Source organism: Pseudomonas sp. NPDC089752, from assembly GCF_044748725.1.
Taxonomy (GTDB): Bacteria; Pseudomonadota; Gammaproteobacteria; order Pseudomonadales; family Pseudomonadaceae; genus Aquipseudomonas.
In genome coordinates this window covers 1-23,303 of record NZ_JBIVGP010000010.1, presented here as the reverse complement: position 1 = coordinate 23,303, position 23,303 = coordinate 1, and the positions used below count along the sequence as shown (strand labels likewise).

The 23,303-nt window shown below is 62.0% G+C and carries 20 protein-coding genes and 1 pseudogene; 3 read left to right on the top strand and 18 right to left on the bottom strand.

The window, feature by feature from the left end; translation table 11 throughout:
- Positions 1–231: 231 nt before the first annotated feature.
- The 5 genes from ACIPZF_RS17705 to ACIPZF_RS17685 form a co-directional block, all read right to left on the bottom strand.
- Complete coding sequence (locus ACIPZF_RS17705) at positions 232–651, bottom strand: RidA family protein (RefSeq protein WP_400801650.1); 420 nt, start codon at positions 649–651, stop codon at positions 232–234.
- A 243-nt stretch (positions 652–894) separates the two neighbouring features.
- Complete coding sequence (locus ACIPZF_RS17700) at positions 895–1,407, bottom strand: GrpB family protein (RefSeq protein WP_400801648.1); 513 nt, start codon at positions 1,405–1,407, stop codon at positions 895–897.
- A 62-nt stretch (positions 1,408–1,469) separates the two neighbouring features.
- Entirely contained in the window at positions 1,470–2,012 is a 543-nt protein-coding gene (locus tag ACIPZF_RS17695; RefSeq protein ID WP_400801647.1) for an AAA family ATPase, read from the bottom strand.
- 66 nt (positions 2,013–2,078) lie between these two features.
- A complete protein-coding gene (locus ACIPZF_RS17690; RefSeq protein WP_400801645.1) occupies positions 2,079–2,516 on the bottom strand; it encodes a DUF3592 domain-containing protein in 438 nt (145 codons plus the stop codon).
- 483 nt (positions 2,517–2,999) lie between these two features.
- Positions 3,000–3,605: a LysE family translocator gene (locus ACIPZF_RS17685; RefSeq protein ID WP_400801643.1), complete on the bottom strand. Its 606-nt coding sequence runs from the start codon at positions 3,603–3,605 to the stop codon at positions 3,000–3,002.
- A 110-nt stretch (positions 3,606–3,715) separates the two neighbouring features.
- Here ACIPZF_RS17685 and ACIPZF_RS17680 point away from each other — a divergent pair, with 110 nt between their 5' ends.
- Positions 3,716–4,594, top strand: a complete 879-nt coding sequence (locus ACIPZF_RS17680) for a LysR family transcriptional regulator (RefSeq protein WP_400801642.1) — start codon at positions 3,716–3,718, stop codon at positions 4,592–4,594.
- On the opposite strand, the gene ACIPZF_RS17675 is transcribed toward ACIPZF_RS17680, so the two are convergent.
- From ACIPZF_RS17675 to ACIPZF_RS17620, 12 genes are all read right to left on the bottom strand, one after another.
- Complete coding sequence (locus tag ACIPZF_RS17675) at positions 4,591–5,151, bottom strand: cysteine hydrolase family protein (RefSeq protein ID WP_400801640.1); 561 nt, start codon at positions 5,149–5,151, stop codon at positions 4,591–4,593. The two genes, ACIPZF_RS17680 and ACIPZF_RS17675, sit on opposite strands and share 4 nt — an antisense overlap.
- A 58-nt stretch (positions 5,152–5,209) precedes the next feature.
- The gene (aspT, locus tag ACIPZF_RS17670; RefSeq protein WP_400801639.1) at positions 5,210–6,898 is read right to left on the bottom strand and encodes an aspartate-alanine antiporter; all 1,689 of its coding nucleotides are present in this window, start codon (positions 6,896–6,898) and stop codon (positions 5,210–5,212) included.
- Positions 6,895–9,423, bottom strand: coding sequence for a fused MFS/spermidine synthase (locus ACIPZF_RS17665; RefSeq protein ID WP_400801637.1), 2,529 nt, complete (start codon positions 9,421–9,423; stop codon positions 6,895–6,897). Before ACIPZF_RS17665 ends, aspT begins: the two co-directional genes overlap by 4 nt.
- Positions 9,424–9,504: 81 nt before the next feature.
- A complete protein-coding gene (locus ACIPZF_RS17660; RefSeq protein ID WP_400801635.1) occupies positions 9,505–11,073 on the bottom strand; it encodes an arylsulfatase in 1,569 nt (522 codons plus the stop codon).
- A gap of 100 nt (positions 11,074–11,173) precedes the next feature.
- Complete coding sequence (locus ACIPZF_RS17655; RefSeq protein WP_400801633.1) at positions 11,174–12,175, bottom strand: HAD family hydrolase; 1,002 nt, start codon at positions 12,173–12,175, stop codon at positions 11,174–11,176.
- Positions 12,176–12,217: 42 nt separating this feature from the next.
- Positions 12,218–13,513: a hypothetical protein gene (locus ACIPZF_RS17650; protein WP_400801632.1), complete on the bottom strand. Its 1,296-nt coding sequence runs from the start codon at positions 13,511–13,513 to the stop codon at positions 12,218–12,220.
- The gene (locus ACIPZF_RS17645; RefSeq protein ID WP_400801630.1) at positions 13,510–15,108 is read right to left on the bottom strand and encodes a VWA domain-containing protein; all 1,599 of its coding nucleotides are present in this window, start codon (positions 15,106–15,108) and stop codon (positions 13,510–13,512) included. Before ACIPZF_RS17645 ends, ACIPZF_RS17650 begins: the two co-directional genes overlap by 4 nt.
- A 1-nt stretch (position 15,109) precedes the next feature.
- The gene (locus tag ACIPZF_RS17640; protein ID WP_400801628.1) at positions 15,110–16,102 is read right to left on the bottom strand and encodes a vWA domain-containing protein; all 993 of its coding nucleotides are present in this window, start codon (positions 16,100–16,102) and stop codon (positions 15,110–15,112) included.
- Positions 16,089–16,598, bottom strand: coding sequence for a DUF4381 domain-containing protein (locus ACIPZF_RS17635; RefSeq protein ID WP_400801626.1), 510 nt, complete (start codon positions 16,596–16,598; stop codon positions 16,089–16,091). Before ACIPZF_RS17635 ends, ACIPZF_RS17640 begins: the two co-directional genes overlap by 14 nt.
- Positions 16,595–17,536 (bottom strand): DUF58 domain-containing protein, encoded by a 942-nt coding sequence (locus ACIPZF_RS17630; RefSeq protein ID WP_400801624.1) that lies wholly within the window; start codon positions 17,534–17,536, stop codon positions 16,595–16,597. The genes ACIPZF_RS17635 and ACIPZF_RS17630 overlap by 4 nt, the downstream gene beginning before the upstream one ends.
- Positions 17,537–17,549: 13 nt before the next feature.
- Entirely contained in the window at positions 17,550–18,524 is a 975-nt protein-coding gene (locus tag ACIPZF_RS17625) for an AAA family ATPase (RefSeq protein WP_400801622.1), read from the bottom strand.
- A gap of 104 nt (positions 18,525–18,628) precedes the next feature.
- The gene (locus ACIPZF_RS17620) at positions 18,629–20,956 is read right to left on the bottom strand and encodes a tetratricopeptide repeat protein (RefSeq protein ID WP_400801620.1); all 2,328 of its coding nucleotides are present in this window, start codon (positions 20,954–20,956) and stop codon (positions 18,629–18,631) included.
- 188 nt (positions 20,957–21,144) lie between these two features.
- On the opposite strand from ACIPZF_RS17620, the gene ACIPZF_RS17615 reads away from it, so the two are divergent.
- The gene (locus ACIPZF_RS17615) at positions 21,145–21,951 is read left to right on the top strand and encodes a transporter (RefSeq protein ID WP_400801619.1); all 807 of its coding nucleotides are present in this window, start codon (positions 21,145–21,147) and stop codon (positions 21,949–21,951) included.
- A gap of 9 nt (positions 21,952–21,960) precedes the next feature.
- On the opposite strand, the pseudogene ACIPZF_RS17610 reads toward ACIPZF_RS17615, so the two are convergent.
- Positions 21,961–22,248 (bottom strand): annotated as a pseudogene (locus ACIPZF_RS17610) (transporter); the annotation flags it as partial.
- A 280-nt stretch (positions 22,249–22,528) separates the two neighbouring features.
- On the opposite strand from ACIPZF_RS17610, the gene ACIPZF_RS17605 reads away from it, so the two are divergent.
- On the top strand, positions 22,529–23,089 hold the full coding sequence (locus ACIPZF_RS17605; RefSeq protein ID WP_400801617.1) for a nucleotidyltransferase family protein: 561 nt from the start codon (positions 22,529–22,531) through the stop codon (positions 23,087–23,089).
- Positions 23,090–23,303 lie beyond the last annotated feature (214 nt).

Below are 23,303 nucleotides of genomic sequence, written 5' to 3'. Positions count from 1 at the left end.
ACGCGCGCGAACGCCTTGTTCGCGCGACTCGGTATCGCGTCAGGCACCCAGGCGGCCGCGCGCAAATCTCACTGACATAATTGGCCAAAAACAAACGTAGGAGCGGATGTTATCCGCGATGCGCCGCGCGGGCGGCGCTCGATCTCATAGGCGCTGAACATTTCAAGGCGAACACATCCGAACACTGCACTGACCCCAAGGCATGCACCGTCCGCAATAGGTCGGGAGCAGTCACTCGCCAGCGGCCACCGCATCAATTTCAATCAACATGCCATCCAGTGCCAGACGCGGTACCGGAATCAACGTGCAGACAGGTTGCCGCCCTTGCCCCCAGATGCGGTTTGCCTGCGCGACCCAGGCGTGCAAGCGATCTTGGTCGTGATCGACGATCAGCACCGTGAGCTTGAATATCTGTGCCAGGCCTGCACCCCGAGACGCTAGCGCCGTCTCCAAGTTGGCCAAGGCCTGGCTGGCTTGCTCAGTAAAATCCGACGACAACTTACCCTCGGCATTCTCGCCGCCCTGCCCAGCAATGAACAATAGTCTGGCCCCGGGAGGTACTTCAGCGACGTGTGAGTATCCGTTACCACGAGGATCGTACAATCCGTCAGGGTTAGACAACGTGAATGCTGCGTTAGAGGCATTGGTCATAGGACTCACTCCGGATAAGGAGCGAACAGTCTGAAACCTGAGGTTAAGTAGAGGTCAAGCGGCTCGTAACAGGCAACCGTCTCGCGAAGCAGTCCGCCTGGTTAACCGCGTTGTCGGGCACAACCCCATTTGAATCCGCCTCCAGCATAGGGGGCAGTCCAGTCAGTCCTTTGAATGCAGGCGCTGGCAGCTATGGGTCGAAAGCTGCTAGCCGCGAACGACCGTTTTCGAACCATCGGACCATCACCGTCGCCCGTTATCGACCTCAAGCAACGCCGCGATAATGAACGGTCCCTTCTTCTCCAGATATTCAGCCATGCCGCCGGTATTGGTGGCTTCCAGCTCAAGCTTGAGGTCTTGATATCGCTGCCGAAGGGAGGTGTCGTTCCTGAGCAGATCTCTGAACGTCAGCATCTGGATGACTGATGGGTGGCCACACCTGCAAATGTGGATCTTGTGGGTTCGCACCTCACCAACATTGCGGCGGTAGAAATGGTGCCCTTGCGACAGGTCACTGCCGCGTACATACCCCAGCGTCAGCAAAACCTCGTCCCGCACTGCCTCATTGCGATGCTCTGAAACCTCTATCAGCACATCGATCTCAGGCTTGGCTGAAAGTTGCGGGACAGCCGTGCTGCCTACATGGTGCATGGCGGCAAGCTCATCGCCGAATGCCAGGGCGAGCAGCAGTTTGTCCGCTTCGTACCGTTGCGGCCATGCGGGGTCGTAGGTCGTGATTTTGCTGGTCAGCGCCATGGGCCATCCTTGGGCAGGTAAGAACGTTCTGATGCGCCTTTTCGGCAGGCGCCTGCCGCCACCTAATGACCTTGCACAACCTCATCAGGCTGCGTGCCCACACTTGCGAGAAAGACCTCGGCATCCCGATCGGACCGCAGGCAGACCACGCGACACCCCGACGGCACCGTCGCAACGTATCGCTTTATCGCCTCCCGGGACGAGGTTTTCGTCCGCCACATGAACCTGAAAAACTCCGGCAGGTTGGCCAGCAGTTCCGGGCAGTTTTCCGGCAAGTCTGGCCGCGATCGACCGCGGTTCAGCAGCGTTCTGCGGAGCACGCGCCAGAATCGAAGCGGCGCAGAGCGGTCGATCCATATCACCATGTCAGCGCGGGCCAGGCGGTTGTTCCAAGTGGCCGAATGCCCGCCTTCGAAGATCCAGCGTTCACGGGCCTCGACCTCATGGCATAGACGCGTCTTCTCGTCCCGGCTCCGCTCGATCCAGCCTGGCTGCCAATGAATCGTGTCGATATGCACGACCGGCAAGCCCGTGCGCTCGCCCAGCTTGCGCGCCAGGGTACTTTTCCCAGAACCTGGCTGACCAATGATCATCACCCGTTGCATTGAAGCTCCCTCTCGCCATGCTTGTTGAATTTGGGGCGCGGGATTCTACGGCAATGGGCGATGCGGTCAACTGCATTTCCTTCGCGGATAAACCCGCAACCACAGGGCCAGGTGGTAGCCGCCTCCAGAGGTGAACACGAGCGCGAACAGGCCAGCCAGCAGGCTAGCGCCCCACAGCGCGCCTCGGTCATCGATGATCGCGCTCGCCGTGGGCGCCTCGGGGCGATACAACACGCCCACTTGGTCACCTACCGCGTAGCCGAAGATCAACCCACTTTCGGGGTAGCTGATCACGTTGCCCGTAGCGTCGGTAAAGTCGATTTGTGGATGGCTGCCGCCTGCGTTCAGCGCGCTGACATTGCCCTGGGCGCGTTGGGCCTGAGCCACAAAGCCCAGACGTTCTTCAACCAGCCACAGTGTGAGGGAGAGCAGGCACAGGCCCAGCGGAATGAAAACCAGGGCTCGAAGCAAGTCGCCCCGAGGGGAGGATGGCGTCTTGGCCATGGCAGGTTCCTTGTGTCGTCCTTGAAACGTCGGTCATTGCAGTCAATCAAGAAGGCCCTGTCAAGCACAGGGGGGGCGGCCATCGACCCTTCGGACGTTCGCCATGACATCGTCTGCGCCTATGAGATCGAGCGCCGCCCGCGCGGCGCATCGCGGATAAAATCCGCTCCTACGTTTGTTTCTGGCCAATTATGTCAGTGAGATTTGCGCGCGGCCGCCTTGGTGCCTGACGCGATACCGAGTCGTACGAACAAGGCGTTCGCGCGCGTCTGTCGCTGACGTTACTGGCCAGAAACAAACGTAGGAGCGGATTTTATCCGCGATGCGCCGCGCGGGCGGCGCTCGATCTCACAGGCGCTGAACATTTCAAGGCGAACACATCCGAACACCGCACTGACCCCAAGGAATGCACCGTCCGCAATGGGTCGGAAGCTGTCACTCGCCAGCGGCCGCTACCGACCCAAAGCGGTCATAGGATCATTGCTAATGCGCAGGAATCAACACACCGAAGATCACGAAGAACCCTCCACAGACCTGATTGAATCGACGCCCCGTCCGAGCCAGCCAAGGCCTCACTTTGTGCGCAGCACTTGCTACGCCTAGTTCGACCCCAAACTCCACCACTGCATACGTCACGGACAAAATCGCCGCTTGGGCCACGAGATCTCCGCGAGGGTCGATGAAGGGTGTGATGAATGCCGTGAACAGCAGCAGTGCTTTGGGGTTGGAAATCGCGCTGAGCAGCCCCTGATAGAAAAGCGACCAGCTGCCAGAGCCAGAATGCCCCTTGTTGGCCAGCGTAATCGGCTCTGATCGCCACAGCATGATACCTAGCCAAATCAGGTACAGGCCGCCGACGACCTTCAGCACCGTCAGCCACAGCATCGAAGCCTGTAGCAGGGCACCCAAACCAAGCACGCAGAGCGCGATCATCCCGACAAAACCGATCACGCCCCCGCTGATGGTGAAGAGCGCCTTTCTTCTTCCATGCAAAGCGCCATGGGTCAGGACCAGTAGCGCATTCGGGCCGGGGACCACTGCAATACCGCAGCATGTGATCAGGTAAAGCAACCAAGTATCGAGCTGCATGATGACTCCAAACGTTCAGATTCAGCGCATCATCAGGCCGTATGTGCTGGACGAAAAGCGAATAATGTGACATCTAAGTATTCGTTTATCGAAAGCCACAAGGACACGTCATGTCGCCTCGCGATTTGCAGTTGGACTGGCTCAAATGCTTTGTCGCCGCGGTTGATACCGGCTCGCTGTCCAGCGCAGCGATCGAGGTGCACCGGTCCCAGTCCGCCGTCAGCATGCAACTCAAGAAACTGGAAGCAGCACTTGGCCGGGAGATCCTCAAGCGCGGCCCACGCCAGCTTGAGTTGACCGAGGATGGGCAGATGCTGCTGGGCTACGCGCGGCGCATGCTCGCGCTGCACGCGCAAACTCAGGCCGCGTTTCACGGTGAGATGCTTACCGGGCGAGTTCGGCTTGGCGTGGCGGAAGACTATGCAGCGCATTACCTCACGCCGATACTCAAGCGCTTCGCTCCCAGGCATGAGGGGGTGGAGATCGAGTTGACGTGTGAGCAATCCACAACACTGATACCTCGGATAGACAGCGGCGACCTCGACCTTGCCCTGATCTCCAGCGACTCACCTCGGCGGGGTTCGGTGCTATTCCAGGAACCCATGGTCTGGGTGGGATCGCCCCAATTCGAACTCTGGGCACGAGATCCACTGCCTATTGCCGTTTACGAGGCGGGAAGCCTGGCTCGTCTTGGCGCACTCAGTTCCTTGGCCAAGCAAGAGCGCGATTACAAAGTGGTCTACAACAGCTCCAGTCTGGCAGGTCAAATCGTGGCGGTTGAGAGCGGTTTGGCGGTGGCTGTTCTTACCCGGTGCAGTGTCCCCGCTCATTGTCAGATTTTGGGTGCGGCCCACGGGCTGGGGCCGCTTGAACCCATGAATGTTTCGGTTTATCGAAGCAAGGCGTCACAAGGGTCTAATGCGGTGGACGGCCTGCGGCGTTTCATCATTCAGTCCTTTGACGCTTCGCTTCCAGGGCAAGCAACCTAGGAAGGGTTCTGGCTGAGGTACTCTGCAGTGGACATCACCGGCGCATAACCGAACTTCAGTGCCGCCATAAAGGCCGCATGTACATGGGCCGCCGGCACCTTCACACCATCGAATTCCAGGTCCAGCGTCGCGCAGGCATCATGCAGCACGGTGGTCTGATAACCGAAATCGACCGAGGCACGGGTGATGCCGTCCACGCACATGTGGCTCATGTTGCCGACCACCACTACCTCGCTGACGCCGGCCTCGTCGAGGATCGGCTTCAGCTCGGTCTCGCGGAACGAGTTGATGTAGTGCTTGAGTACCACCGGCTCGCCCGGCTGGTTGACCACGCTCTGGTGCAGCTGCGCGCCCTCGCTGTTCGGCCGGAAGAACGGGGCGTCCTGGCTGGTGAACTCGTGGCGGATATGCACCACTAGGTCGCCGCTGTTGCGAAACGCGGCGATTACCTGGGCCGCGTTGGCCGCCGCCGCCTCGACCTTGCTCAGGGTCCACAGGCCGCCGGGGAAGTAGTCATTCTGGATATCTACCACGATCAATGCTTTCTTGCCGCTCATCTCGTCACTCCTTTCGCTATGGCCTTAGGAAATTCATATGAACCCACAAAACTCAGACTCAGGGACCGCTCAGCGCAATGATCACCGGCCCACAGACCGCCAGCAGCACATTGGAAATCGCATAGCACACGGTAAAACCGATAACCGGCATATTGCTGCCTGACTGCTCGATGATCTTGTTCATCGACGCCGCTTCGGTCTGCGCTCCGGCCAGGGCGCCGAACAGGATGATCGGGTGCAGGCGCAACACGTAATAGCCAGAGTACAAGGTCACCACTGGCGGGATCAGGGTGACTGCGGCACCTGAGATCAACAGCGCCAGCCCTTGCGTCTCGATCGCCGCCAGCGCGGCGGGGCCTGCCAGCAAACCGACGACTGCACCGAATGCCGTAAGGCCGAACTCGGAAAATGCCCATTGCGCGGCAGGTGGCAGCGCACCGAAATCAGGGTGCCGCGAGTTGTACCAGCCGATCAGCAACCCCACCAGCAAGACGCCCCCGCCTACGCCCAACTCGACCGGAATGATGCCGACGTGGGTAGACAGCATGCCCAGTAGCGACCCCACCACCAACCCCAGCGCATGGATCGCGATGTCGCTCTTGTACTGGCGCTGGCGCACCCGCCCTACCTGCTCGGCCAGCGCTTCTACACTGCTGGTGCGCCCGGTCAGGGTAATCACATCGCCACGGCGCAATACCGTATCGGGCAGCAGCGGCAAGTCCAGGCCCTGGCGGCTGACGCCCACGATGTAGCAGCCCATGCGCGTAGCGCCGACCAGCTCATGCTTGATCCGCCTCAGGGTTTTGCCCGCGAGCTTGCGCGAGGTGAGCACGACGTTCGCGGTGCGCGTGGCGAACGACATCGACAGCGGGTCATCCACCTCGGGGCCGATCCACTGGCTGAGCTCGGCAACGGCTTCGCGCAGCGCATACACGCCCAGCACATCGCCACGCTGCAGAAGCAGTTGCGTGTCGCGCTCAAGCACCTGCCCGTCACGGATAATGCGCTCCACACTGAGGTTGCCGTGCAGTGCCTCGATATCGGCAATGCTCATGCCCTCGGCCGCCGGCACGGCCAAGCGATGAGCACGAACCACGATGCGGGTGTAAGGAACGCTCAGCGCCTCGTCCTCTTGCTCGATACCCAGCGAGCGCTCCAGTTCCCGCGCAACACTGGCCAGGTCGACACGCAACAGCCGCGGCGCGATGCTGCCCACGAATACCACCAGGCCGATGGTGCCGAACACATAAGTGATGGCGTAAGCCACCGCCATATGGCTGTTGAGCTGCGCCTTGGCCGCCTCGTCCAAGGACAACTGGGCGATGGCACTGCTGGCCGTGCCCATGATCGCCGTGTCGGTCAAGGCACCGGCGCCAAGCCCGGCAGTGAACCCGGCATCGAAGCCATGCCAGCGGCTCATCAAGAGAATCGTCGCCAGCGCCGTACTGCACAAGACCACCGACAGCAGCACCAACTTCAGCGTGCCTCGGTTCAAGCTGCCGAAGAACTCCGGCCCGCTCTTGAAGCCGACGGCATAGATGAACAAGGCGAAGAAGACCGATTTGAGCTCATGCGGCACCTCCAACCCGATCTGCCCGATGAGCAAACCCATGAGCAGCGCCCCGGCGACCGAGCCGAGGTGAAAACTGCCAAGCTGAATCCGACCGACCAGAACGCCCGACGCAATGGCCAGGAACACGGCAATCTCTGGATTACCACGCAAGGCATGCAGCACGAACTCGATCATTGCCGTACGCCTGTGAACCAACGCATATAGGGATTCTGCGCCATGATCGGCGCCAAGGCCCGCATCTCGCGCTGCCAAGCCTGGCGATTGCCGCTGTACGCCAGCAACGACAGGCCATAAAACCGCCGCAGCACCTGCCACTCCTCCTCCACCGCAGCGCGCAGCGAAGGGCTGGCATTCTCCAGCACGGGCGCTACGCGCAGGGCCAGCAATGCCGGCAGAACACGGGTGATTTCCCGTGGCCGCACCCAGGCGGCGTATTCGATACGTGGGCGATCATCGGTCACCGGTTGCGCATCGGCGGCATAACGTTCCAGCCCTTCCCTGTCGGTGACGAAGGTCGCCAGCAAGGCGTTGACCGAATCGACACCGACCTCTGCCAGCGCAGCGGATACCTGGGGTTGCTCGAAGCGTTGGCGGATGCGCGAAACGTCCAGCACCATGGGCGTGGCTGAACCGATCAGCAACATCTCGTGGAACTCGGTGGTCCACAACGACGCATGCGGGAACACATCCAGGAAGCTGCGCACCAGTGAGCGGCTGTCCTCATCGTTCTGGGTTGGCAGCGGCAGCCATTGGGCGACCAGCCCATGGGCCTGCAGCCGTGACGCGGCCAACTGGTAGAAGTCGCGCGAGTACAAGTTGACCACCCCTGCCGCGGACGGTGGTGGCGGCTCCAGGGTGATCACATCGTAGCGTTGCTTGCTGCGTAGCAGCTCGCGGCGCCCGTCACGCAGGCGGATGTCCAGGCGCGGATCATGCACAGCGTCGTAGGTACCCGAAAACAGCGGCGCCGCTGCCAGCACTTGCGGTAGCAGCTCGGCGACAACCGGGTGTTTCAGCCCCGGATAGCGCAGCATCGCACCGGCAGTGATACCAGTGCCGAAGCCGATCACCAGCGCCGAACGCGGTTCGCCACGGTGGATCAGCAGCGGCAGCAACGCCTGCAGGCGCATGTAGCGCAGCGACGGCATGGCGTCACCGGTGTTGGACACGCCTTGAATGTACAGGCGGTTGAACGCTTGCCCTTGGCGCTGCTGGTTGACCACCGCCACCGTGCCACCGCGGCCCTCCTGGTAGAACACCAGTTCGCCACTGCGGGCGCCGGGCAGCAGTTGCGCAAGCCGCTGGGGTGACGTGAACGCACCGGTGATCAAGGTCGCGGCGCCTACCATCAGCACCATCACCTGCATGCGCCTGCGCACCGCCTGGCCACGCCACGCAGCCACCATACCGATAACCGCCGCCACGGCGGCGAGCACGAACAGCGTGCGTACCAGCCCAAATTGCGGGACTAGGACGAACCCGGTGAGCATCACACCGATGATGCCGCCCAACGTATTGAGGGCGACCACCAGACCAACATCACGGCCCACGTGACCATTGCCCACTGCCAGACGCAACGCCAACGGGAATGCCGCACCGAGCAGCGTGGTAGGCAGAAATACCACGCACACCGCCGCCGCAAAGAAGCGCGCACACATGCCTGCCAGCTGGCTGCCGGTCAGTTGCAGCACCTGGCTTTCCAGCAGGGTCTGCAGGGCCACCAACCAACGCCCGAGCCCAGCAACCTGCAGCAAGGCCAGCAGACCAGCTGCCGCGATCAGCAGGCCGAACAACCCCCAAGGGTCGCGAATACGGTCGGCGCGGCGGGCGTACACGGCACTGCCCAGCACCAGCCCAGCCAGGTAAGTGGCCAGGACCACGGAAAAGGCAAAGGCACGCGTACTCATGAACTGCACGATCGACTGCGTCCACACCACCTCGTACCCGAGCGCCACGCCCCCGGCCAGGCAATACAAGGCGATGGCCAAGCGCGCCTGCGGTGTCCGCGGCAGCGGCGTGGCCGCAGGCTCAGGCAGCGCCTGCTCACCCTTGGCGCGACCAACCCAGGCGCCAAGCGCGGCAAGCAGATTCAACAGTGCGGCCACGCAAGCAGCCCCGGTCACACCGAACTGGGGCAGCAGGACGAACGCCGCCAACAAGGTGCCGCCTATTGCGCCAGCGGTATTGGCGGCGTACAGCCGACCACCCGCCTCGCCCATCTGCCCGTCGACTGGGGTCAAGGCCCGCACCAACACCGGCAAGGTTCCGCCCATCAAGAACGCCGGCAGCCCGACCAGGGTGAAGGGCAGCAGCCATGCCAGCATCCCGACATCCGCCTCCAGGCGGGCGAACGGTGCCGCACACTGCGCCAACGCCAAGGTCGCCGCCACGCCGAGCAAGGCCACCGCCACCTCCAGGCCCGCATAGAGTCTGACCGGGCGGCGCAAGCGATCAGCCCAACGACCGAACACCAGGCCGCCCAGCGCCAGCCCGGCAAAAAACGCACTGATGCCAGCGGTGATGGCATACACCTCCACACCGACCACCAGTGACAGCTGCTTGACCCACAGGACCTGGTAAATCAACGCAGCGCCGCCGGAGATGAACAGCAGCGCTGCTGGCAGCAGCCATTGCAACGGCGCCAGCCTTTCGTTGGTTTCAGGCGTGTCGGCGCGGGTGAGGTTCACAACTGCGGGCATCACTAAACCTTAGCGGACTCACGGTCATGTCCGCGCAAGTAATGAAAGAATGCGCCCGCCGATGGCGGGCGCGGCACATCGCTATTGTTTGTTCATCTTTTCTTCGATCTTTTTGTCCACGTCGGACTGAATCTGATCGATGCTGAAGCTCGCCGGACGTTGGCTCGGAGGGTAATCAACAAAGGTCTGCAGGAACTGCGCGGCCCTCTGGGTACCCTGGAAGAACAGATAGTCGTTCTTGGTCAGCCAGTCGTAGTATTGGTCGGAAACGATATCCGCGCGTTCGTAAGGGTCCATTCGCAGGTTGAATAGCTTGGGTGCGCGCAAGCAGGTGAAAGGCTCGCTCCAAACAGCAAACCCACCCGGCGCCCGCTGCTCGCAATAGACGATTTTCCAGTCCTTGAATCGCATCCCTACCAATTCACCGTCATCGTTGAAGTAGTAGAACTCTGTGCGAGCACTCTTGTCGGTCTTGCCGGTGAGGAAGTCCAGCTGGTTGTAGCCGTCCAAGTGCACCTTGAAGTTCTTGCCGCCAACGTCCGCGCCCTTGAGCAGGCGATCCTTGATGTCGGTGTCACCCGCGATGGCCAGCAAGGTAGGGAACCAATCCAGCCCGGAGAACATCTGGGTGCTGATCGAATCGGCCTTGATCTTGCCAGGCCAGCGTACTATCGCCGGTACGCGATAGGCTCCTTCCCAGTTGGAGTTCTTTTCGTTTCGGAACGGCGTGGTGGCGGCGTCTGGCCACGACCATTGGTTCGGGCCGTTGTCAGTGGTGTAGACAACGATGGTGTTGTCGGCGATCTTCAGATCGTCCAGCGCTTTGAGCAACTTGCCGACATCACCGTCATGCTCGAGCATGCCATCGGCATACTCGTTGCCGACCATGCCGCTCTGCCCTTTCATGGACTCACGCACATGGGTGAACGCGTGCATGCGCGTGGTGTTCATCCACACGAAGAACGGCTTGTCGGCCTTGGCCTGCTTGTCGATAAAGTTGATCGCCGCCTGGGTGGTTTCGTCATCGATGGTTTCCATGCGTTTGCGGGTCAATGCACCGGTGTCCTCGATCTTGCCGTCGGCGCTGGACTTGATCACGCCGCGCGGCGTGGTGGCTTTGAGGAACTCGGGGTCATCTTTAGGCCAGTAAGGGCGCTCTGGCTCCTCTTCGGCGTTGAGGTGGTACAGGTTGCCGAAGAATTCGTCGAAACCGTGGTTGGTCGGCAGATACTCATCGCGGTCACCCAGATGGTTCTTGCCGAATTGACCTGTGGCATAGCCGTGGGCCTTCAAAGCCTGAGCAATGGTCACGTCACGTGCCTGCAGGCCGACCGGCACACCTGGCATACCGACCTTGGACAGCCCCGTGCGCTTGGCAACCTGGCCTGTGATGAACGTCGACCGCCCTGCCGTGCAACTATTTTCGGCATAGTAATCGGTGAACATCATGCCTTCTTTGGCAAGGCGATCAATGTTCGGCGTCTGATAGCCCACCACACCCTGGCCATAGGCACTGATATTGGTCTGGCCGATGTCATCGCCGAATATCACCAGGATATTGGGCTTCTCCGCAGCATTGGCCGAGCACACGCCCATCGCTGCCGAAGCGGCGAGCGCGAGTGTCGGTATCCATCTTCTACTGAACTTCATGAGCCGATCTCTCCGTTTCACGTTTACTGGCATGTGCCACGACTACGTGCACGGGTGACCTACTACTCGGCTGGTTCCCTGTGCGCCTGCGGTGTCTCCTTCATTGAGGCGGGTTGTTGTCAAAGGGGTAGATGCGTTGCCATTCCTGGGCCATGTCGACCACGGTCCAGTTCGCGGTTCTTGCCGCGTCGAGTGCCTTGTCCAGGCGCCCGACCTGGCTGTTACGGTCGTAGGCCCACTCGCGGACGGCATCGGTATGGTGGACCAGGCCGGCAAAGCGCTTGCCGCTGCCGGCCATCGTCCACTGGAGCATTTGCAGGTCGCCGTCGGAATTGCCGAAGGCGAAGATCGGCCGCCGGCCGATGCGGGCATCGATGCTGACCGGTTTACCCGGTCCGTCATCGTTGTGCAGTAACTTGGGCAGCCGCTCGATCGACAGCTTGCCGTTGTCATCGATGAAACGCGCATCCAGGGTGGTGCCGATCACCTGCTCCGGTGGCACCCCATAGACCTCCTGCGCGAAGGCGCGCATGAACGCCACTTCGCCGCCGGACACGATGTAGGTCCTGAACCCGTTGGCGCGCAGGTACTGCAAGAGCTCCAGCATGGGCTGGAAGACCATCTCGGTATACGGTTTGTGGCTGCGTGGGTGCTTGGCGGTGGCCAGCCAACGCTGGGTGTTGGCGATGAACGCCTCGGTGCTGACCCCGGCGTGGGTGGCGGCTACGATCTTGAGGATGCCGTCCATGCCGCTGTCGCTGAGGGCCTTCTGGTCCCCTTCCAGCACGGCCTTGAACGGTTGCTGGCTGGCCCACTCGGGGTGCTGGGGGGCTAGCCGCTTCACCTCGTCGAGGGCAAACAGCACTTCGAAATACAGCGGTTGTTCGCTCCACAAGGTGCCGTCATTGTCGAAGACGGCCACCCGCTCGGCCTCTGGCACATAGTCCTTGCCGCCCTGGGTGGTCACAGCGGCGACAAAGGCTTCGATGGCTTGGCGCGACGGCCCATCGCGCCATGACGGCAGAGGGTCTGCAGCCTGCAGCAGCAAGGGCAGGAAGAGCAACAGCGTCAGCCACCAGCGTGTGCGTTGAAGGTGGAGCATCAAGCATCCCTCCTCTGTGCTACCTGCCCTGCTCGACTCTGTTCATGGATTGAGTGGTTTCAAGCCCTTGCGCTTACGGATGCGTCGCTCCGGCGCTGCCGCTCGCCGAACCTGATTCAGCATCGGGCTCGACGGCGCAATTACCCCTGTGGCCTTGCCGTAGCAGGTCTGGAGCCAGTCTAGTAGACGAACGCCCAGTGAGGGGGGCAAATCCTGGGAAAATTCAAACAGCGTGTAGCGCCCGGTACGGCGACGGATCCACAGATACAGGCCGCCCAGCTCAGGAGGACTTTGCGCCAGTTGCTTGCGGGCCAACGTCCAGGCGTAGTCCGCAGACTGCAAGCGCGCCGTGCGCCGCGCCGCTTGCCAGGCTTTGAATCGACGCCATGCCGCCTGCAGCCAAGGTCTGGCGAGGTAAATCAGCCCCCCGCCGAGCACCAGCAGCCCGATCAACCATAGCCGTTGCGCTGGCAAGCGCAGCTGGGCCTGGCGGCCTAGCGCACGCAGGTCTTCGTCAATGGAGAACGGCGCCTTGTAAGTACCTTCGATGACGTCGATCTCGACGGGGGGCAGCGCTGCCTGCCTAGCCTGGCCAGTGACGGCATCCCACCACTGCAGTTCGATGGCCGGCAGCTGGTAGTGTCCTGCGGCCGATACCACGTAGGTCACGCTGTCTTCCCGCTGCCCACCGTTCGCACCGCCTCGCCCGTCACTCAGAGGCGCCACTTTGGGCGTTTGCACATAGCGTTTGAGGCCGGCAACTTCGCTCAACGGTGGCGGCGGTAGCAACATCGCCTGGGTGCCCTCGGCGCGGGTCAATACACGCCGGGTAATGCTGTCGCCCGCACGCAGGGGCGAATGCGACAACTGCGTCTGTTGCGTGAGGCTGACGTTGCTTGCCACCAGGCGATGCCCCACAGCATCACCGGCCAAGGGCTTGGCAACGAACGTCAACGGTTCGCTGGCAAGCGTGATAGGCGTATCCGATTGCCCAGGGAATACCTGAAAGGATTGCGCCGCAAGCGTGAAGGTCTGGGCCGCCTGCGGGGTAATTTGATAGGTGTAGCGCAGGCCGAAGAAGGTCTTGCCGTCATGCTGCTCGTTCAGATGCTGGGCCTCGCCACTGGGTGCACTCACCGTGGCGCCCGGTAGATTGATGACCGGCAGCACCGGTGGCTGGGTGAACCAGGTGTCGACCAGCAAATCGACCTGCAATTCGACGGTGGCGCCCACCACCGTGTCGCCGGCAGGCGCCAGGCGCGTTTGCACCCGGGCCTCGGTCGCCGCCAAGGCCAACAGCGGCAGGTACAGCCCCAACAGGAGTAGCAAACGCTTCATGGGTTGCCCTGCGCCGCTTTTCGCGAGGCGTCCTGCAACAGGAACTTGCGCTGAAGAAACTGTGCCGGTGAGGTGGTCAGGTTATTCAGCCAGACCTGATCGGACGCCGCCTGGGGCGTTACTTGCTGCTTTTGCTTGGCACCTTGTGACGGCGTCTGGTCCTCGACCACCTTGTCGGCCTTCTCATCCGGTGTATCGGCCTGCTGCTGGTCTTCGTAGTCCTTCAGCAAAGCCTGGGCCAGCGCGAGATTGGCGGTGGCTTCAGGAAAGACCGCCTGCTGCTTCAATGCCTGCTGGTAAGCCGTGACCGCCTGGGCAAACTTGAACTGGCGCACATAGATGTTGCCCCGGTAGAAATTGGCCTGGGCACTATCGAGCCTGCCCAAGCTGGCGAGGGCGAGGTCGTAGTCGGCGGCGTTGTAGGCTGCCAGGCCTTTCCAGAAAGGATCGCTGAAATGCTCCGCGGCCTGAGGATAATGGCCATGCTCGAAGGCCCAGCGCCCCTGCTGGTCGGGGGTAAAAAACGCATCGGCGACGGGCCCGGCCCGGGCGCTCTGTGGCTGTGCGCCCAGCACCACCGCCAGTCCCGCAACGGCCAGCCAGTGCACCTTCCATCCGCGACGCAGGCACAACAGCGCAATCAGCGCCAGCGGCCAGCACAGCCAATAGCCGGCATCTTTCCAGTGCACCTGCTGCGGGTCGCCTTTAGCCGCCTGAAAGTGCTGCTGCGCATGCAGTTCGATCCAATCGAGGTCATCGTCGTTCAAGGTCAGGCTGCCCAAGGGGCCATTGCTGGCGCTGGCCAGCTTGCGCAACGCGTCTTCGTCGAAATCCGCCTGCACTGCCCGGCCGTCGCTGGCGATTCGCGCACGGCCCTGGGCATCACGCAGGACGCCAGCGTTGCCGCTACCCACCGCCAATACCATCACCTGCAGGTCGCTGCCTTTCAACGCAGCGGGGATCGCCGCGAATTGACTGGCATCGGCGCCATCGGTGAGCAACACCAAGGTGCCGGGCACTTGCTCGGCTGCCAGCAGCCGCTTGGCCACCTCGATCACCCCCAGCACGTCCTTGCCGGTTTGTGCGATCAGGTCGGTGGACAAGGCCTGCAGGAAGGTGTCGAGCAGTTGCGGATCTTGGGTCGCAGGCAAGACCAGGTGCGCGCTACCGGCGTAGGCAATCAGCGCGGTCCGCGCCCCTGCCCTGCGCATGACTAGGTCGTGCAGGGTGTGCTTGGCGGCCTGCAGGCGCGAGGGCGGAACGTCGTCGGCATCCATCGAGGGCGAAAGGTCCAGCGCCAGTATCAGCGGCGCGCGATTGTCGACGAAGGCCGGAATGTCTCGCTGCCAGGTAGGCCCGGCAGCGGCCAGGGCACCGATGCCGAGCAACGCGGCCAGCAGGTAGACCGGCCGCAGTCGCGGCTGTTCTTGGGGCGTGATGATCAGATGCTCGACCAGGTGCGTCGCAATCGTACCCTGCAGTTGCCGCTTCAGGTCATTGCGCCGCCGCCACGCCCAAGGCAGCAGCGCCGCCGGGATCCATAGCAAGAGCCAGTAAGGTCGAAGGAGATGCAGCGCACTGAGGTCAATATCCATCTCAAGACCTCGCCTGCGCAGGTTTTGACCGCAACGGCGCGGCCACAGCAGCAAGGCAGTGACCCACTGCCAGTAATAGCAAGGCCGCAGCCAACGGCCACCAGAACAGGTCGCGCTTGGGCTGGTGGCTGAACGTCTTGACCTTGTGCGGAGTTATCTGGTCGAGCGTGGCATAGACCTGAGCCAGGGCACCGCGATCATCGACGCGGAAGAAGCGCCCGCCCGTGGTGCGGGCGATATCTTCCAGCGCCTGCAGGTCGACCTTGTCCTCGCCGCTGGCCTGGGGGCCACCGATACCAATGGTATGTACTACGATATCGTGGGTATGAGCGAGGGCCGCTGCGTGCCCAGGGGTGATCGCACTGCCGGTGTCATTGCCGTCGCTCAGCAGTATCAGCACCTTCTCCTGCTCCTTGGCCGAGTCCAGCAGCTTGATGGCCAGGCCAATTGCATCACCGATCGCGGTGTTCGGGCCGGCCATGCCGACGCCCACCTCATCGAGAAGTAGCAGCAGGCTGGCATGGTCCAAGGTCAAGGGTGCCTGTGGGTAGGCGCCGGTACCAAAGACGATGAGCCCAATGCGGTCCTGCCTGCGCTGGGCGATAAAGTCGCGCACTACCCCTTTGACCGCGCTCAACCGGTCCGTTTGTTGGCCGCCGGCATCCGTGAAATCCTTGGCCTGCATGGATTGGGAAATATCGATCGCCAGCAGCATGTCGCGAATCGGCTGGTCGTGCTCGATGGCCCTTTCCACCAGCACTGGACGCGCACAGGCTGCCAACAGCAGCCCCCATACCAGCACGTTGATGATCACCTGCCAGCGACCGCCTGTACTTTGCGAGGCACTCGGCAGCTGATTGACTGCCCGGCTCATGGCGAAGAAAAACGGCACCCGCAACGCACTGTGCGGCTCCTGATACGGGCGCAGGAAACGATAGGCGAGCCAGGGCGATGGCAGCAGCAAGAACACCCAGAGGTAGTCAAACTGCCACATGATGAGCCTCGATCCAGCGCCGGCTGGTTTGCAGCAGCGTGCTGAGTTCTTCTGCGCCGATCGCCTGCACCTGCGCATCCGGGGCATAGGCCAGGGTCTGCAAGCGCTCGGCAAACTGCTCGGGCAGGGCAAAGCGTGCCCGCTGCTGCAAAAACTCCTGCCAGTGCGCACCGGACAGGCTTTGCACAGGCGGCGAATCGGGCATCGACAGTGCCACACGCTTGAGCAGTTCGGGTAGTTCGCGCAGGGCCGACAGACGCTGCTCAGGGACGGCCAGCGACGCATCAAGTTGGCTGAGGCGTTGCAGCGCCTCGCGCCGATAACGTTCACGCTGCCAGCGCCGCCAAGCAAACAATGCGTAGCCCAGTCCCGCCGCCAGTACGATCGCCAACACCACCCACCAGCCCCAGGTCTGCGGGGTATAGCTGAACGGCGGTATCGGCAGCGGCAACTCCTTGAGCTGGTCGATCGCCGCGGCGGGTGGCCGGGTACTCACCGGGCACCGCCCGAAAGCCGGCCCAGCTCGCGCCGCAACTGGCCCAGCACTTCCTCACCAGTGCTGATCATCATCAGCGGGATCTGGCTGCGCCGCAGCAGTTGGGCTACTTCCTGCAAACGCCCGGAGAAATACTCGCTCAGCGGGCGCTGCACCTGTCGGCGACCGACTTCAAGGTCGATCTGCAGCTCGCCCTGGGTCACGGTCAGCCGCCCCTTGTCCGGCACTTCCAGAGCGATGGGGTCATACACCTGCATGGCGATCACATCGTTGTGCGCACTGAGCTGGCGCAGCAGCTTCAAGGTCTGCTCGGTCACCCCGGCGAAATCGCTGATGATGCACACCAGGGCATCATGCCCGGTGATGCCAATGGCCGCGCGCAGCATGTTGTCGAGCTGCATCTGCTGTTCGCTGTCCGGGCCTGCCGCGCTGAGTGCGTTGTTGCTGCGCACTACCGCGGCGCACAGCGCTTGAACCCGGGCGCGACTGCGCAGCGGCTTGATGTGCGTCACCTGTTGGTCGTCGAACACCAAGCCACCGACGCGGTCGCCAGCGTGCAAGGCGATCCACGCCGACAAGGCGGCAAGCTCGGCGGCGGTGACCGATTTGAAGCTGCGCTGCGAACCGAAATACATGTTCATGCGTTGGTCCACCAGCAGCAGCGTCGGCCGGTCACGTTCCTCGGTGAAGGTGCGCACGAATGGCTTGCCGAAGCGCAACGACGCTCGCCAGTCGAGGTGGCGCAGGTCGTCACCGGGGATGTACCGGCGCAGCTCGTCGAAGCTCAGCCCCCTCCCCCTCAAGCGCGAAGCATGGCTTCCCGCCAGGATGCTGGCCAGCGGCTGACGCGCCAGGAAGCTCAAGCCGCGCACGCGGTGCTCGAACGCCATGAGCTGGCCTAATGAGGCGTAAACGAATCCATCCTGAGTCGGTTGCATGGGCTCGCTCCGCTCAGGCCGGGATCGCCACTTTATCCAGTAACCGGTCGATCACCTGGTCGGCGCCGATGCCATCGGCAATCGCGTCGTAAGAGAGCTGCAGCCGATGGCGCAACACCGGGTGGACTACCGCGCGCACATCGTCCGGGGTGACGAAACCCTGCCCCGCCAGCCAGGCATGGGCCCGCGCTACCCGATCGAGGCTGATGCCGCCACGCGGGCTGGCGCCAATCTTGATCCAGCGCGCGAGGTCAGGGTCATGCGCTGTCGGATGACGAGTGGCATTGATCAGATCGATCACGTAGCGATCGAGCGCCGGTGAAACTGCGACGCCCGAGATAGCACCGCGCGCTGCGAACAGCACTTCCTGGGCCAGACGCTCAGGCGCCTGTTGCGGATGGCTGGCCTGCTGTTCCTCAGTGCGCACCAGGCGCAACACCTGGGTTTCATCCTCGACCTGTGGATAATCCAGCTGCAGCTTCATCAGAAAGCGGTCCATCTGCGCCTCGGGCAGCGGATAGGTGCCCTCTTGTTCGATGGGGTTCTGGGTGGCCAGCACCATGAACAACCCGGACATCGGGTAGCTCTGGCCGGCGACGGTGATCTGGCGCTCTTCCATGGCCTCCAGCAGCGCCGCCTGGACCTTGGCCGGAGCACGGTTGATTTCGTCGGCGAGAATCACGTTGCCGAACAGCGGCCCGGGTTGGAATTTGATCTCGTTGCCCTGGGCGGTCTGCTGGAGGATTTCGCCACCAGTGATGTCCGAGGGCAACAAGTCCGGGGTGAATTGAATGCGCCGCATGCTGGCTTCCAGGTGCGTCGCCAGGGCCTTGACGGTGCGGGTCTTGGCCAGCCCCGGCAAGCTCTCGAGCAGTACATGGCCGTTAGCCAGCAAGCCGAGAATCACATGGCGGATGGTATGCGCCTGGCCCAGTACACTTTGCGCCACACTGGCTTCAAGCGCGGCAATCTGCTCGCGTATGTCCACGGGTCCACTCCTGTGCAGCAGGGCATGGGCGGGATGGCCCACGACGGTTCGCCACTGCTGAAGGCGACTTGGTAAATCTAGACGCTAAAGTCACCAGCGCCAGTTCAACGAGTACTTTCGTATCGTTGCCAATAAGGCTCGATACCCTGCAGCCGCGGATCGTCCGGCGCTGCTTTGCGCATACGCTGGACGTACGCGTAGGCCTCGCTCTGCTCACCGGCCAAGGCATGCAGGTAGATCAGCGAGTAGAGCAAGTCGGGGTTTTCCGGCGCCTGCTGCAGACCACTTTCAAGGGCCACCAGGGCCTCATCGCGCCGATTCATGCGCGACAGCAGCAGGCCTTGGTTGTAGCGAATGCGCGTGTTGCCAGGCAGCGCCACCGCGGCCGTCTCCATCCAGTTCAGCGCCTCTTCTGGCTGGCGCTTTTCCACCAATAGCAGCGCCAGCATGTAGGCCAGGTTGCCATGGTCGGTGGCTGGCATCTTGGCCAGGGCCACGCCGGCGCGCAGCACCTCTTCCGCTTCATCCAGTTGATGTTCCGCCGTTGCCAGGTTGGCCAGGTTGACCCGTGCGGGGACGAAGTACGGGTCCAGCCGCAATGCCTGGCGATACTGGTCCATGGCTTCTGCCTGGCGCCCCTGTCGGCTCAACAGCACCGCCAGGTTCAAGCGCCCGCCTGGCAGGTCGGCATTGCCGCGCAGGCGCGCTTCGTAGTCCGCCAGCGCGGTGCTGAACGCGTCCAGCGATTGCTCAGGCAACTGCGCCTTGGGCACATCGGCGAGCGCCCGCACAGCCTCGTCGCGAACCGCAAGGGCGGGATCTTCGAGCAAGGGCAGCAGTGTCTTGAGACGTTGCTGCGGTGGCACGCTTGAAAAACCGGACGCAGCATAGGCGCGCACCAGCGGGCTTGGGTCCTTGAGTGCCCAGCCCAGGCTGATTGACGCCTGCGCGCCCAGGTCGGCCATCTGCTCGGCGGCTGTGGCGCGTACAATAGTCGGCTTGGTCTTGTCTGCCAGCACTGCACTCAACAGGCTCATTGGAATGCCTTCGCCGTTGCGCACCGCCTGAAAATTCTCACCGAACAGCGGGGGGCGCTTCGGCGTGCCAAACCATTGCTCGATCGCCTTGGCCGCCCAGGCCGGTTGCTGGTCCTTGTGGCAGGCGGTGCAGGCATCGGGGCTGTCTATCTTGCTCGCGAGGTCGGGCCGCGGGATGCGCAAGCTGTGGTCTCGACGGGGATCGACCACCATGTAGGTCTTGGTTGGCATGTGGCAGCTGACACACTGGGCGCCAGGGCTGCCTGGGGCATGATGATGGTGGGCGGGCGTGTCGTAGTCCTTGGCTTGCAAGGTCGCGAAGCGGGCCACCGGTGGATTGCCGTTGTGGCATTGCAGGCATAGGCCGTTGCCTTCGACCTTTACTTTGCTGGTGTGCGGGTTGTGGCAATCGGTGCAGCCGACACCGGCGTTGTACATTTTGCTTTGGGTGAACGAGCCGTACTCGTACACCTCGCCGTCGATCTGCCCATCGGCATGGTAGAGGCCGCTGCGCAACGTCGCCGGCAGGCTCTGGTCGAGCTGCGGATGGCCGGGGAGCTGGCCGACGCCAAGGGTCTGTCGGCGGCTGTGGCAGAAGGCGCACTGTTCGACCTGGCCCTGACTGCCTAGCGCCTTGTAGTCAACGGCTAGGCCGATGTCCTTTGCCGAGGCGTACGTTTGTTTGGCGGGCGCGGCTTTGTTCGCCCAATCAACATGCGCCTGGCCCGGACCATGACAGCTCTGACAGCCGACATTCTGCTCTTTCCAGGTGGTTGCGAAACTGTCCTTAGCGTCGTCGTAATGCTTCATCAAACGGGTGGAATGGCAGTCCGCGCACATCCCGTTCCAGTTCTGGTAGCGGCCAGTCCAGTGCAGCGCGTCTTCAGGGGCGAAACGTTGGCCCGGGTAGAGCGAGAACCAGCGTTGCCCGCCCTCCTGCTTGGTTCTGCTGTCCCAGGCGATGGTCAGCGCCTGCAGGCGGCCTCTGGGCAAGGCGACCAGATACTGTTGCAGCGGATAGTGGCCGAACGTGTACAGAATCTGAAAGTCTGCGGGTTTACCGTCTTCACCCTCGGTATTGACGAAAAAGCTGCCTTGCTTGCGGAAGAAGCGTGCCGTCACGCCGGCCTCGTCGAACCGAGCATTCTTGAAATTGCCCAGGACATTGGCTTGGTTGGCATCGCGCATTGCCCAGCCGTGGTCGGAATCTTTCCAGGCGTTGGCCTGCGTGACATGACACCCCAGGCAAGTAGCCGTCGCCACGTAACCTTCGCCTGAATCCTGGGCGGCCAATGCCATGCCTCCCGGGCCAAGCAACAGGGTGATCAATACAGCCAGCCGCCACCAAGTACTGAGCGACGAACCCAAACTCCTTTCTTCGTTGCGATGCCCCATCCCTTAGCTCCACGGTCAACGCGAACAACGGCCCTTCAGGCTCTTCTGGCACGCTACGTCTGGAGGATCAGGCTAGCGCATGGCTCTGACAATGACAGGCCAGGTCCCGGAAAAAACCTCAGCTATGCTTTGCTTCTGCTTGCAGATCACGGTCGCGCAACGTTGCAACTCATCTGACGAGGCACTCTATGTTGAAGGGGAACCACCACCCGTTCTATCTGCTTGCCTTGCTGGTGCCCACCGGGGTCGGGCATGCGGAAGACTCGGCAGAACTCGCCAAGAAAGCGCTGAATCCGGTGGCCGCCATGTACAGCCTGCCCGTGCAGTACAACTGGGACCAGAAAATGGGGCCCAGCGGCGATGGCAAGCGCAGCCTGACCAATATCCAACCGGTGCTGCCCTTCAGCCTGAATGATGACTGGAACCTGATCTCGCGCACGATTCTCCCGGTGATCGACCAGCATGGCCTGGGCGGTGGAGCGGACAAATCCGGTGTGGGCGATATCACCCAGAGCTTTTTCTTCTCCCCGAGACAACCGACTGCCAGCGGCTGGATACTCGGCGCCGGGCCGGCAGTGCTGATCCCGACTGGCAGCGACGACGTACTCAGCTATGAACAATGGGGGCTCGGCCCCACCGCAGTTGCCTTGAAACAGGCCAACGGCTGGACTCATGGAGTACTGGCCAACCACATCTGGGGACTGGAAGGCAGCCCCGCCGATGGCAAGGACAAGGTCAACCAGACGTTCCTGCAGCCCTTTCTTTCATTTACCGATAGCTCGCTGACCACCTTTGGCATCAACAGTGAGGCGAACTACGACTGGCAATCCAGAGAATGGTCGATCCCGCTCAACCTCACCGTGACCCAGCTGCTGAAGGTCGATGGGCACCCGCTCACCCTTCAGGCCGGCCCCCGCTATTGGCTAGATTCTGCGGAGAATGGCCCACAAGGGTGGGGTTTTCGCTTTGCGGTGACGTTGCTGTTTCCACGCTGATTGCCTGGATTACCAGGCGTATTGAAGGCGAAGCGTCCAGGTGTTCACATCCGGTGAGCCACTTTGCTCGGAAACGGTGTCCGAATACGCGACCAGGCCGCCAAACTGGGGCGAAAGCATGAAACCCAGGCTCGCGCCGAGCACGGTATTTTCCTGCTCGTTGTCCTGATTGGTGCCATTGATCTTGGTCTCCCCGCCTTTGCTGTAGGTGGCATCCAGAGAAACCCAAAGCGCGCGATTGATGGTGTAGCTGTAGTGGCCCTCAGCAGCCCACAGCGGGTCCTGCTCCAACTTCGTAGTAACCAAAAATCATGTTCAGGTCTTTTGGCAGGTTCTGCCAATCTCTGGCATTGTCCGCTTGTACGCTGGCGCATGAGACCATCGCGCCGAGACCTAGCAGCGTGGGTAGATTCCAACGCAAACGCTCAGGGGTAGTGGTCATGACCCAGCCTCACAGGTCCATCACAAGGGTGAACTGACCCAACGCGCAGTAGACAGGTCAGTCAATGCAGTGGCTGGTTCTAGCGTAGACGCATTCCACACACTGCAAAGCCTGCAACCATCAAGGACGGTGCCCATGTTTTCACTGACTGACGAACACTTGCTGACCAGCATTCACGAGAACCCGGTTAACCGGGTTTTATCGGCCACTCTGCCACTGCTCGACATTCCAGACTGCATGCTGACAGCTGGCGCACTGTTCCAGAGCTTCTGGAATCACCGCTCAGGGCTCCCTGTCGAGCAAGGCATCAAGGACTATGACATTGCCTATTTCGATCCAGACCTGTCCTGGGAAGCAGAGGACCGCGTGATCAACCGCGTGCAACAGGCGTGCGCGCATCTGGGCGTCAATGTCGAAGTACGCAACCAGGCACGCGTGCACCTGTGGTACGAAGCGAAATTCGGTGGCGTCTACTCGCCTTTGACACGGGTAACCGATGGCATTGACCGGTACCTGATCCGTTCAACCTGCCTGGGCGTTGACGTCCGCACTGGCAAGCTTTACAGCACCCATGGGTTGGACGACCTGCAGAACAACGTGCTCAGGATGAATGAGTTGAACCCACGGCCGGGTTTGTTCAGGGAGAAGGCTGCCAGCTACCAGTTGCGATGGCCTTGGCTTGTACTGGTTGAATGAGTATTTGTTGCGGAGCGAATGCAGCCACTCGGGTGGCAGCTTTCGACCCTTTGCGGACGGTGCATGCCTTGGGGGCAGTGCGGTGTTCGGATGTGTTCGCCTTGAAATTTTCAGCGCTTATGAGATCGAGCGCCGCCCGCGCGGCGCATCGCGGATAACATCCGCTCCTACGTTTGTTTCTGGCCAGTAACGTCAGTGACAGACGCGCGCGAAC